Origin of the sequence: Synechococcus sp. ATX 2A4, from assembly GCF_024346375.1 — a bacterium.
GTDB lineage: Bacteria > Cyanobacteriota > Cyanobacteriia > PCC-6307 > Cyanobiaceae > MW101C3.
Window position 1 is genome coordinate 60,415 of sequence record NZ_JAGQCV010000014.1, and the last position, 11,364, is coordinate 71,778.

Consider the following 11,364-nt stretch of genomic DNA (forward strand, 5'->3'; position numbering starts at 1 on the left):
AGCTGCCGCAACTTGAAGCAGCAGTGCCGCATCATTGATCCAACAACTCCAATTTTTTCAACAACAGGACAACCCATGGGTGTGAATTCCGTGACGCTGGTGGGCCGTGCCGGCCGTGATCCCGAGGTGCGCTACTTCGAATCCGGCAGCGTGGTCGCCAACTTGACCCTCGCGGTCAACCGCCGCAGTCGCGACGACGAACCTGACTGGTTCAACCTTGAGATCTGGGGCAAGCAGGCCCAGGTGGCCGCCGACTACGTCAAGAAGGGGTCATTGCTGGGCATCATCGGCAGCTTCAAGCTCGACCGCTGGACCGACCGCACCACCGGCGAGGAACGCACCAAGCCAGTGGTGCGGGTCGATCGGCTCGAACTGCTGGGCTCCAAACGCGATGCCGACCAGGGCGCCTACGACGACGGCAGCGGCGCTGGCGGCGGTTTCGAGGGCGGTGGCTATAGCGGCGGCTTCGGGGGTGGCGAGCCGAGCAGCGAGGAAGTTCCCTTCTGAGCCGCCTGCAAGGGCGTTGCCTTCAGCAAGTGGGGGTCTTGGGTGGCTGGCCTCAGGGGTAGGTCAGCCTCGGTGGCTGTCCTGGCGCTTTTCCCAGAGGCTCAGCCCCAGCCAGGCTCCCGCAGCCCCCACCACCGGCACCAGGCTCAACTGCTCCTCGTGCACATGGAACCCGTCCAGGGACATGATCAGCTCCGCGGGAATCGGCGCGAACAGGTCCGCGAGGACCATGGCCGCAAAAATTGCCACGTCGGTGGCCACCGGGTTGGCCTCCACCTGTCCAGCCGATCAGCTGGACAGGTGGGGAACCAGTTCGATGGCCATGCCGCCGGGGGGGGACGCAGGGCGCGGGATGTGTAGAGGTCGTGGGATCAGTAGCGGTAGTGGTCGGACTTGTAGGGCCCTTCGGCGGGCACGTTGATGTAAGCGGCTTGCTCGGGGGTGAGCTCGGTGAGCCGGGCGCCGATCTTGTCGAGGTGGAGGCGGGCCACCATCTCATCAAGGTGCTTGGGCAGCACATACACCTCCTTGCCGTATTCATCACCTTTGGTGAACAGCTCGATCTGGGCCAGCACCTGGTTGGTGAAGGAATTGCTCATCACGAAGCTGGGGTGGCCGGTGGCGCAGCCCAGGTTCACCAGCCGGCCTTCCGCCAGCAGGATGATGCGGTTGCCGCTGGGCAGCAGCACGTGATCCACTTGGGGCTTGATGTTGTCCCAGGGGTACTGCTTCAGGGAAGCCACGTCGATCTCGTTGTCGAAGTGGCCGATGTTGCAGACGATCGCCTGATTGCGCATCTGGATCAGATGCTCGTGGGTGATCACACGGAAGTTGCCGGTGGCCGTCACGAAGATGTCCACATCGCCCACCACGTCGTCGAGACGGACGACCCGGTAACCCTCCATCGCCGCCTGCAACGCGCAGATCGGATCAACTTCAGCAATCATCACGCTGGCACCGAGGCCACGCAGCGACTGGGCGGAACCCTTGCCCACATCGCCATAGCCGATCACCAGAGCCACCTTGCCGGCCACCATCACATCGGTGGCGCGCTTGATGCTGTCGACCAGGGATTCGCGGCAGCCGTAGAGGTTGTCGAACTTGCTCTTGGTGACGGAATCGTTCACGTTGATGGCAGGGAACGGCAGTTCGCCGTTCTTCTGCATCTGATAAAGGCGGGCCACACCCGTGGTGGTTTCCTCCGTGACGCCCTGGATCTGGGCAAAGATGCGGGAGTAGAAGCCGGGCTGGGCCGCCAGGCGCTGGCGGATTGAATGGAAGAGGGCAATCTCCTCTTCGCTGCCGGGGTTGTCCAGCACCGAGAGGTCCTGCTCCGCCTTGGTGCCGAGCACCACCAGGCCGGTGGCATCGCCGCCGTCGTCGAGGATCATGTTGGGCGTGCCGCCGTCGGCCCACTCCAGGATCCGGTGGGTGAAGGCCCAGTATTCGTCAAGGTTTTCACCCTTGAACGCGAACACTGGAATGCCGGCTTCCGCCATCGCGGCGGCAGCATGATCCTGGGTGGAGAAGATGTTGCAGGAGGCCCAGCGCACTTCGGCGCCAAGGGCCACCAGGGTTTCGATCAGAACGGCTGTCTGGATCGTCATGTGCAGGCTGCCGGCGATGCGGGCACCCTTGAGCGGTTGCTGGCTGCCGTATTTCTCACGCAATGCCATCAGACCGGGCATTTCGGTTTCGGCGATCGCGATCTCCTTGCGGCCCCAGGCGGCAAGGCCGAGATCGGCGATCACATACGACGACGGGGTGGACAGACCCGCTGTGGCGGCAGCGGAAACGGACGTGACAGCTGAAGGCGATGCCAGCATGGCGAAAGCTCCGAAGGGAGAAGGATTGGGGATGTGGAAATATCTGCAGAGACGCCGAGGCTTCGGGCTCGCTTAAAGAGAATCTACAGCGATGAGACAGTCTGCTGAGATCCGGGTGTTCCATCTGGGCGATGCGGCAGCCACGGCGGCCCTCGGGCGAGAGCTGGCTCCCCTGCTGCTGAGCGGCGGTGGCGCTGACGGGGGCGCTGCCAGTGTTGCTGCCAGCGGTGCAACCCCTCCCACCCTGCTGCTGCAGGGGGAACTGGGGGCCGGCAAGACCTGCCTGGTGCAGGGTCTGGCCCTGGCGCTGGGGATCGTCGAGCCGATCACGAGCCCCACCTTCGCCCTGGCCCAGCATTACAGCGGCCTGAGCGCTGACGGCCGGCCCCATGCCCTCGTCCATCTGGATCTCTACCGGCTGGAGCAGCCGGCCGCCGCGGCCGAACTGTTCGCCCAGGAGGAGGAGGAAGCCCGCGCCCTGGGGGCGGTGCTGGCGGTGGAGTGGCCCGAGCGGCTGCCGTGGCTGCCGGAGGGCGCCTGGCGGCTGGAGCTCCAGCACGACGGGGACTGGCGCCGGGCGGTGCTGCGACCACCGGATTCAGTCGCCTGAAGGCCTCAGCTTCGGCACCCGCCGGAACAGCTGCTCATTGAGCTCCTGGCGCCGATCCCAGAGGCTGCGGTACCACGCTTCCCGCGCCGCAGTCTGGTGGTGCTGCAGCCGGCCGGCGGCCACCCATTGCCGCCCCCGCTGGCCCATGGCGTGCAGCGCTGCCGGATCATCGCGCCAGTCGCGCAGCGCCTGGCGCAGGTCGTCGGCATGGCGGAACAGGCGGCCGGTGTCACCGTCACGCAGGCTCTCGCCGTACACCACCGGGCTGGCCAGCACCGCCAGGCCATGGCCCGCCGCCTCCACCGCCTTGAGATCCGACTTGCACCGGTTGAAGGGCGTGTCGGCCAGCGGCAGGAAGGCGATGTCGCAGCCCGCCAGCCGCTGGCGGTAGGTGGCGTAATCGCAGGTGGGGGTGAAGCGCCGCTGCGGCAGCGCCAGGGCCTTGAAGAAGGCCCGGTCGTGCACCACCTCCACCTGCCAGCGCTCGGGGGTCTCCAGCAGCACCGCATTGAGGGTGTCCAGCCAGGGGGCCCAGTCGGCTTCGCGGTTGAGCGCCCCGAAGAACAGGCGCAGCGGCTGGCCGGCAGCCGGGGCCGGGCGGGGTGGGGGCAGTGCTTCGAGCGCATTGCCGAACACCGCCACCTCGGGGTTGTACCGGCGCACCGCCTGGGCAATTGGCTCCGTCGACACCTGCACCGCATGCACGCCGGTGAAGGACAGATGGTTGTTGGCGGCGATGGCGGGCCAATGGTCGGGGTCATCGTCGAACTCGACGATGACCACATAGTTGTTGTTGAGCAACTGGCGCAGCTGCTCCAGGTGGGCGGGGTCATGCAGCAGGGGCCGCTGCCAGATCAGCAGCCGCGGCAGGGCCGGATCGGGCCGCAGCAGATCCAGGTCGGCAGAGCGCAGGCGCAGGCCGATGCCGCCCCGGCTGGCGACAGCCGCCAGGGGCTGGCGCATGCGCACGTCCACCATGCCCGCCTGGGGCTTCAAGGTGAGGCCATCGAGCTGCAGGTGCTGACGCGGGCGGCGGCTGGCCGTGACCACGTACTGGAGCGGCGCCACGCCGGAGAGCAACGTCTGGGGGTTCAGCCCCATCGCCGGCAGCGCGGGTGCCAGGCGGCTCACGAACGCCTCGGCCTGCTCGATCTGGAACACCCGCGGATGCAGGCCGAGCAGATGCAGACCGCAACCGGCCATGAGTTCGGCGATGCCGGCACGGGTGAACCAGCGCAGATGGGTGCGATCGAAGATCCCCTCCTCCGCCAGCGGCCAGCGGCCGTGCAGCAGATGCTCCAGCACGCTCCAGTGCTGCACGTTGGGGATGCAGGCGATCAGCAACCCGTCGTCGGAGAGCAGGGGGACATGGCGAGCCAGCACCGCCCAGGGCTCGCGCAGATGTTCGAGCACATCGCCGTAGACCAAGGCATCGAGGGGCGGCAGGGGGGGAAGCTCCAGCGCCGGGTCCTCGGCGTCGGCGCGCAGCACATGATCCAGGCGGCCCGCGGCCATGGCGGCGGCGGCTTCCTCCCGCTCCAGCCCCGCATACACGCAGCTAGGGTTGATCGCCTTGAAGGCGGCACCCAGGGCCCCGGCGCCGCAACCCACCTCCAGCACCACCCGAGCCGTGACCGGGATGCGCTGCAGCAGATCGGGATTGACCCGCTCGTAGTACCCGGGGGGGTTGCTCATCGGGCGGCTGTGTCCGCTGCACTCTCCCCCAGAACGGCCAGCACCTGCTGCTCGCTCGGCTGGGGATCGATGGCACCGGCAGCCTGGCAAACCAGAGCGCCGCAGGCGGCCGCGAAGCGCAGGGCCTGCTCAAAGGCGCTCACGGCCACCGGCTCCTGCAACAACCCGGGCTTGCACACCAGCTGGTGCAGCAGGCCCGCCAGGAAGGCATCACCGGCACCGGTGGCATCGATGGCGGCCACGGCAATGGAGGGCAGACGGCCACCGCACGCCCCGACCGCCCAGTCGATCGGCTCGGGGCCGTCGGTGATCAGCACCGCGGGTTGCTGCGGCAGGGCCCGGCGCACGGCGGCGGCATCGGCGCTGCCGAACAGCCAGAGGGCCTCCTCGCGGCTGCACTTGAGCAAGGCCGCCCTAGCCAGCAAGGGCTGCAGGCGTTGCCGGACCGCCGGGGGCGGGCCCTCCTCGGGGCCGAGTCCCCAGAAGGTGGGCCGCCAGTTGACATCAAGCGCCAGCGGCAGCCCCCGCTCGCCGGCGGCCTGCACCAACACGTGCAGTGCCGCCGCCGCCGCGCCGGAAGCCAGCGGAATCGTGCCGCACAGCAGCCAGCGGGCCTCGGCCAGCAGCGGCTCCAGCGGCCCGGCCAGCGCCCCGGCATCGATCGCCTGATCGGCGAAGCCCTCACCCCGATCGCCGGCGAAGCCCCCAAAGTGGCGTTCACCGGTGGCATCACGCCGCACCAGCACCGTGCGGCTCGGGCGCAGCGGATCGCGCTGCAGCGCAGTGGTGTCGACCCCCCTCTCCCGTAACAGGGCGCGGAAGGCGGCGCCGATCGGGTCGTCGCCCAAGCGGCCGATCAGGGCGGCGGCGGTACCGAGCCGCGCCAGGGCACAGGCCACATTGGCCGGGGCGCCGCCAAGCCGGTCGTCGACCGGGGTGTCGCGGGCGGGATCGCCGCCGGGGGGGCCGAGCCGATCGACAAGTGCTTCGCCGAAGCAGAGCACCCGGGCAGGGGAAGGGACCATCACGGCAGGCTCACGCTCAACTGCTTCCACCTTCGCCGGCCGGCCCGAGTGCCGCCGCGGTCGCCGCGCCGGTCAGCCGCTCCAGCAGGGCCGCGATGATCCGGGCGTTGGCAGCCGGGAAGGGGAATTCGCCCAGCTGTTCCGGCCGCACCCAGCGCACCTGCTGGCTGGCCAGGGCCTGCGGCTCGCCCGCCAACCAGCGGCAGAGATGCACCACGAAGCGCAGGCGCTTGTGGCTGTAGCTGTGCTCCAGGGTGATCAGCTCTTCGCCCACCTCCGCCTCGATCGCCAGCTCCTCGCGCAGTTCACGGGCGATGGTGGCCTCGATCGCTTCCCCCGGCTCCTGCTTGCCGCCGGGGAATTCCCATAGCCCCCCCAGCAGCCCCTCTGGCAGCCGCTGATCGATCAGCACCCTGCCGCGGCCATCCAGCACCACCCCCACGCCGATCACCTGAGAGGGCAGGGGCCGGGGAGCGTCCTTCACGGGGTAGCGGGCAGGGTCGCCGGCAGCGTAAGCAGCGCATGGGTCTCGCCAGGGACAACGGCCGCAGTCGGGAGAACGGGGGGTGCAGACCGTGGCGCCGAGATCCATCAGCGCCTGGTTGAAGGCCCGGGGCCGGTGCGGGTCGAGCAGCAACTCGCTCAGCCGCCAGAACCCGGCAAGGTCGCGTTTCGGCGGGCGGGGAGCGGCGATCAGGCGCGCCAGCACCCGCGCCGCGTTGCCATCGAGGATCGCGATGGGTTGATCGAAGGCCGAGGAAAGAATGCTGCCGGCGGTGCTGCGGCCGATGCCGCTCAGCGCCAGCCAGCCGTCCAGATGGCGCGGCCAGGGGTCGGCGCCGGGGGCGCAGGCATCAAGCAATTGCCGCGCCCCTTGCTGCAGGCGCCGCGCCCGCACGTAATAGCCGAGGCCCTGCCAGAGCAGCAGCACCTGCTGCGGATCGGCGGCGGCCAGGGCCGGCAGATCGGGGAAGGCCGTCATCCAGCGCTGCCAATAGGGCAGGGCCACGGCCAGCCGGGTCTGCTGGAGCATCACCTCCGCCACCCACACCTTCAAGGGATCAAGGGGTTCCCCATCCGCCGGCCGTTGGCCAGCGGTGGTGAACATCCACGGCTTCTGCGCGATGTTCCTCCGACCATGGGCCTTCCACCAGGCCAGCAGTTGCCGGCGAAGCACGGGGGCCTGCTCTTCAATGCCTGGCGGTGGAGCAGCGCAACACGTAGAGGATGAGCACATTGACTGCGAACCCCAGAATCAACAAGACCGTCGTGCTGACGCCCATCAACGCCAGCGCTCGCGCAGCAAACCATGGATAGGCCACCAACGCCGCGATCGCCTTGCCACGCAAGCCATGGAGATGTTTAATCGCCCATAGGAATGGCAAAAGATAGAATACATAATCATACCCAAGGTGGGTCACAAAACTGAGGGACGCCACCGAAACAAAGCTCCACCATTCGAGGCTTTTTGCCAGTGGCTTCATCAGGAACGGCACACCACCGGCCAGCAGGACGCAGAGAACTTTTGCCGCGTATTCCACCCTGATATCACCAGGAAAGAAGGCTTGAATCAGCGAGAGCAAGTCACCAGCGCCAAATGGAACAGCCTCAGCAGCGACTCTTACAGGCTGCGAGAGAAAGTCCAACGACGCCAGATTGCTCCCTGTCCAGACTCCGAAGATCACAATTCCCAGGACAATCGGAGAGAAAGAAAGCAAAAGATAACGACAACCAAAAGTACGCAAATAGGCAACACCCAAGGACGGCGCAAAGGAATACTTGACGTACGCCAAGCCAGCGCAGATGGCGGACAACATCTTGCGACGTTGGCGATCGATCTGCAAGCCGGCACCATCAGCACTTGGCCCATTGACAACCAAAGAGATTGAAAAGATAAATGCAGCGAGAACGAATAGAGATTGCTGACCATTCCCGATCGCATTTCTTGTGGGCGTTGCCATCAGAAAAACAGCAATACCGAGCAAGTGCTGCCGCCGAGACAAACCGAAAGTCCCTGCAGACACCGAAAAGGAAGCGACCGCCAGAGCAATGTTGGTCAGCCCCCAGGCCACCTTGGCCGCGGCATAGGGCATCGCTGCATAAGGCAGAATCAGAACATAAAGCAATTGGGCATAGTTTGGAATTTGCGAATGAATGATCCGCCTGTCAATATTGCCATCCAGGTACAGTTGATAAGGATTCTCCCTAAGCAAGAAGACACGCGCTGGAGACCACTGGAAATCATGCGAAAATTCAAAAGCATTCAAAAGCCCTTGAACAATCGACAGGAACACCGCAACAAAGAGCAGTGCCAACCCCGCATAAATGACTCCTCTTCGCCCGAGAAGAGGCATGGACTGGACAGCATTTTTCTTGCCGGGGGCGTTCATTCTTTCCCTGGATGCCATAACGTCGCCAGGCGCAGCCTAATCGCTGGTGACTGGCCAGCCTGGGCAAGGCCTTGACCCGCTCCAGCACTTCGAGATTTGATGTGCGCTGCCCCATGTCCACTGGCACGCCACTTCGTGTCGGCTGAGATCACGCTGGGCCAGATCGTGGCTGTCAGAGGGCAACAGCTGCACAAACCATGTGAACCACCTGGAATCACAAGGGAAACCCGATCATGCACTTAAGGCAATGAGGGCGATGAAAAAGAGACCTCAGCCCTGAGTTAGCTCGTGGGCCATGCCGCCTTCATTCTTCCTTTCTACTCTGGCCAACAAGTCTGAATCAAGGATGCGGCCAGGGTCCATCTCGCTTCGCCGGTGGTTCCAGTCCACATGCCGTGGGTAACTCCGCCGAAACATGGCTGGCGACTGCCTCGAATCCTTGGCGAGGTAAATCCGTCCACCAGCTGCCGCCACGTCCTCGTCCAACCGATTCAGCACCTCCAGCAGCCCAGGCACCGCAGCAGGCACATCAGCCGCCAGGGTCCAGCCGGGAATCGGAAACGACAGGGGGGCTGGATTGCTGGGGCCAAAGCGCTTGAGCACAGTGAGAAAGCTCGGTGCCCCCACCCGCCGCAGTGCCTCCAGGGTGCGCGGCACCAGGTGGGCAGCCTCGGTCGGCACCGCAAACTGGTACTGCAAAAAGCCGGCGGGGCCGTAGATGCGGTTCCAGCCCTGCACCCCATCGAGCGGATGGAAAAACGGCGCCATCGCCTGCTGTTCGCCTTCACGCTGCTTTGGCGCCTTCCGGTACCAGGCCTCGTTGAACGCCCGAACGGTGAATGTGTTCAGCAGCCCGCCAGGGAGGAACGGTGGCGTGGAGGCCAGGGCCTTCGGGTCGTAGTGAAGCGGATGGGCCTGCTGAGCCTTGGCAAGAGATTCCACGGGGGCATGGTCACCACAGGTGAGCACTCCGCGCCCATTCGGGTCGAGGCTGTCCACCCAGGCCACGCTGTAGCGGTACTTGGCGTCGGCCGCCACCATCCCCTCCATCAGTGAGGCGAGATCCCGGAAGCGGGTGGTGTCGACGCTGATCAGCGAGCTGGTGATCGGGATCAGCGAGAACGTGGCTTCCACTATCACGCCGGTGAGGCCCATGCCACCGACCGTGGCCCAGAAGCACTCCGCCGTTGCCACGCAGCCCTGACCGCTGGGCGTGAGCTCCCGCAGGGTGCCGGTGCCATCCATCAGCAGCAGCCGCCGCACGTGATTGCCAAAGCTGCCGTCCACGTGGTGGTTCTTGCCGTGCACATCGGCAGCAATCGCACCCCCGACCGTGACGTTGCGGGTGCCGGGGGTGACCGGCAGGAAAAACCCCGCCGGCACGATCATCCGCAGGATCTGATCCAGGCTCACGCCGGCTCCAGCTGTCAGCGTGCCGCTGGTGGAATCCAGGCTGATGCGATCAAACGCTGGTAGCTCGATCACCGTGCCACCGGCGAGCTGGGCGGCATCGCCATAGGAGCGGCCCAGGCCCCGGGCGATCATGGAGCGGGGCGGAGCAGCACGCACCAGCTCCTGCAGTTGCTCCATTGACGCGGGCTGCACCACACGGGCTGCGGCCGGATTGGTGCGGCCCCACCCGCTGATGCTTCGTGTTTCAGCGGTCATGCCCGCAGGCAGAGAGAAGGTCACGGATCTCAGAGCTTGGCAGCGATGGGAGCTGGAAGCAGGCGGATCAGCAGCATCAGCGGGGACCACCACCAGGGCAAATAGTCAATGCCCCGCTTATCTGGCCGGCGCAGCAGATCCCGCGCCACCGACTCCGGACTGGCGCATAGAGCAGGCGGTGCCTTGCCCACGGTCATCGGCGTGGCCATGAAGCCGGCCTTGATGATTCGCACCGCGAATGGCTTGCCGTGACAACGCAGCAGCAGCCCCTCACACAACGTCGTGAGTGCGGCCTTGGCGGCGCCGTAGTGGTAGTTGGAGGGCCGGCCACGATCGGCCGCCACAGAGCTGAACACCCACAGCCGCCCTGGCCTGGCGAGGCGCTCAGGGGTGGCGATGGCCGTGAGCCAGGGGATCAGGCCCGTGACGTTGGCCGCGAGGATCCGCAGCGCCTCCCCCGCATCGCTGCGGGCCAATTCGGCATCGCCGAGCGATCCAGCGGTGATCAGATAGAGGTCGAACGCTCCCACCGCGGGGCGCCGGGCGGGGTCGCTGGCGGCATCGACAAGCAGGTCGGTGGGCTCGGTGGTTACCGCGGCCCCGTATCGCTGTTGCAGATCAACAGCCAGTTGTTGATTGGCCTCACCGTTGCGGGCCACCAGGTGGAAGCGCTGGCAGCCGCGCCGCGCCAGCTCATGGCAGATGGCGCGGGCCACCGCGCTGGTGCTGCCCAGCACAAAGGTGCTCTGAATCGTGATCGCAACGGCTGCGGCCATGGTCAGCAGTCTCGCCGGTGTTAGGACCTTGCCACAGCTGGCCCCATTCCCATGGCCACAGCCAGCACCACCATGGACCAAAGCGTGATCATCCGGCGCAGCGCAGCGATCGGCAGACCAAACTCCGCCGGCACACCCTGCTGCGCCAGCAGCAACACCGTTGCTCCCTCATTCACGCCGATTCCGCCCGGCAGGGAGGAGGCCATTCCAGCGGTGCCGGAGAGCAGATAGATGACGATCGCCACCGGAATGCTGATCGCGGACGGAGACAGCAGGCGCACCAGCAGCCAAAGCACCAGAGCTTCATTCGCCCACACCAGCACAGAGATCAGGGCAGCAGGGAAGGTGGCGCGGGCCAAGGTGCCGCTGGGCAAGTGGCGACACCAGTGCTCCCAACGACCCGCCAGCCAGCGACAGGGGGGTTCTGCTGAGCAACATCACGGCAGCAGTGACAACCAGGGCCCCACCCAACAGCAAGGAGGTGCTCATGCAGCAACTGCACCCGGCTCAATTCGCCCAGCTTGGCGGGGGTGGCGGTGAGGGCAAAGCCCCGGAACCACCCCAGCAGATCCGCCCCACCCGCACGGCCGATCCCCAGGCGATCGAGCAGCAGACGCCAACGCCAGTAGCGGCCTGCGTCGCTGTCCGCCACGACGGTGTAAAGCAATGGCAACGAGGAGATGGTGGAGTGAATGGAGCCAGCAAAGGCTTTGGGAAGCTCTGGGCAACAAGCCCGCAACCCAAGTTTCAGGCCCTCAAGTGGTTGGGATGGACCACTGCAGTGCAGATCAGGTTTGAATGGGCCTGATTTCACCTCTCTTAGGTGAATTATGCTTTCCATGGAAGACGGTCTTGTCCCCAATCGGC

Annotated in this window: 11 protein-coding genes; 2 read left to right on the top strand and 9 right to left on the bottom strand. The window is 66.0% G+C overall.

Going from position 1 to position 11,364, the window contains the following annotated elements:
* The first annotated feature begins 75 nt into the window (after window positions 1–75).
* Complete coding sequence (locus KBY97_RS12795; protein WP_255147479.1) at window positions 76–507, top strand: single-stranded DNA-binding protein; 432 nt, start codon at window positions 76–78, stop codon at window positions 505–507.
* A 63-nt stretch (window positions 508–570) separates the two neighbouring features.
* On the opposite strand, the gene KBY97_RS12800 is transcribed toward KBY97_RS12795, so the two are convergent.
* Window positions 571–783, bottom strand: coding sequence for a hypothetical protein (locus KBY97_RS12800; protein ID WP_399217804.1), 213 nt, complete (start codon window positions 781–783; stop codon window positions 571–573).
* A gap of 95 nt (window positions 784–878) precedes the next feature.
* The gene (gene ahcY / locus KBY97_RS12805; RefSeq protein WP_255147480.1) at window positions 879–2,333 is read right to left on the bottom strand and encodes an adenosylhomocysteinase; all 1,455 of its coding nucleotides are present in this window, start codon (window positions 2,331–2,333) and stop codon (window positions 879–881) included.
* A 91-nt stretch (window positions 2,334–2,424) separates the two neighbouring features.
* Between ahcY and tsaE the strand changes: the two genes are divergently transcribed.
* Window positions 2,425–2,943, top strand: a complete 519-nt coding sequence (gene tsaE / locus KBY97_RS12810; RefSeq protein WP_255147481.1) for a tRNA (adenosine(37)-N6)-threonylcarbamoyltransferase complex ATPase subunit type 1 TsaE — start codon at window positions 2,425–2,427, stop codon at window positions 2,941–2,943.
* Here the strand turns inward: tsaE and KBY97_RS12815 are convergent.
* The 7 genes from KBY97_RS12815 to KBY97_RS12845 form a co-directional block, all read right to left on the bottom strand.
* Window positions 2,932–4,638 (bottom strand): glycosyltransferase, encoded by a 1,707-nt coding sequence (locus KBY97_RS12815; RefSeq protein WP_255147482.1) that lies wholly within the window; start codon window positions 4,636–4,638, stop codon window positions 2,932–2,934. The two genes, tsaE and KBY97_RS12815, sit on opposite strands and share 12 nt — an antisense overlap.
* Complete coding sequence (locus KBY97_RS12820; protein ID WP_255147484.1) at window positions 4,635–5,663, bottom strand: carbohydrate kinase; 1,029 nt, start codon at window positions 5,661–5,663, stop codon at window positions 4,635–4,637. The genes KBY97_RS12815 and KBY97_RS12820 overlap by 4 nt, the downstream gene beginning before the upstream one ends.
* A gap of 16 nt (window positions 5,664–5,679) precedes the next feature.
* A complete protein-coding gene (gene mutT / locus KBY97_RS12825; protein WP_255147485.1) occupies window positions 5,680–6,900 on the bottom strand; it encodes an 8-oxo-dGTP diphosphatase MutT in 1,221 nt (406 codons plus the stop codon).
* On the bottom strand, window positions 6,854–8,053 hold the full coding sequence (locus KBY97_RS12830) for a hypothetical protein (protein ID WP_255147486.1): 1,200 nt from the start codon (window positions 8,051–8,053) through the stop codon (window positions 6,854–6,856). Before KBY97_RS12830 ends, mutT begins: the two co-directional genes overlap by 47 nt.
* Before the next feature lie 270 nt (window positions 8,054–8,323).
* The gene (locus KBY97_RS12835) at window positions 8,324–9,745 is read right to left on the bottom strand and encodes an FAD-binding oxidoreductase (protein ID WP_255147487.1); all 1,422 of its coding nucleotides are present in this window, start codon (window positions 9,743–9,745) and stop codon (window positions 8,324–8,326) included.
* A gap of 5 nt (window positions 9,746–9,750) precedes the next feature.
* Complete coding sequence (locus KBY97_RS12840; RefSeq protein ID WP_255147488.1) at window positions 9,751–10,497, bottom strand: SDR family NAD(P)-dependent oxidoreductase; 747 nt, start codon at window positions 10,495–10,497, stop codon at window positions 9,751–9,753.
* A 20-nt stretch (window positions 10,498–10,517) separates the two neighbouring features.
* Window positions 10,518–10,904: a lysylphosphatidylglycerol synthase domain-containing protein gene (locus tag KBY97_RS12845; RefSeq protein ID WP_255147495.1), complete on the bottom strand. Its 387-nt coding sequence runs from the start codon at window positions 10,902–10,904 to the stop codon at window positions 10,518–10,520.
* Window positions 10,905–11,364: the final 460 nt, after the last annotated feature.

What these genes read in the sequence shown, in the direction of transcription:
- KBY97_RS12815 (WP_255147482.1), bottom strand. Translation starts at nt 4,638, where the DNA reads ATGAGCAACCCCCCCGGGTACTACGAGCGGGTCAATCCCGATCTGCTG.
- KBY97_RS12840 (WP_255147488.1), bottom strand. Translation starts at nt 10,497, where the DNA reads ATGGCCGCAGCCGTTGCGATCACGATTCAGAGCACCTTTGTGCTGGGC.
- KBY97_RS12795 (WP_255147479.1), top strand. Translation starts at nt 76, where the DNA reads ATGGGTGTGAATTCCGTGACGCTGGTGGGCCGTGCCGGCCGTGATCCC.
- KBY97_RS12820 (WP_255147484.1), bottom strand. Translation starts at nt 5,663, where the DNA reads ATGGTCCCTTCCCCTGCCCGGGTGCTCTGCTTCGGCGAAGCACTTGTC.
- ahcY (WP_255147480.1), bottom strand. Translation starts at nt 2,333, where the DNA reads ATGCTGGCATCGCCTTCAGCTGTCACGTCCGTTTCCGCTGCCGCCACA.
- tsaE (WP_255147481.1), top strand. Translation starts at nt 2,425, where the DNA reads ATGAGACAGTCTGCTGAGATCCGGGTGTTCCATCTGGGCGATGCGGCA.
- mutT (WP_255147485.1), bottom strand. Translation starts at nt 6,900, where the DNA reads ATGTGCTCATCCTCTACGTGTTGCGCTGCTCCACCGCCAGGCATTGAA.
- KBY97_RS12830 (WP_255147486.1), bottom strand. Translation starts at nt 8,053, where the DNA reads ATGAACGCCCCCGGCAAGAAAAATGCTGTCCAGTCCATGCCTCTTCTC.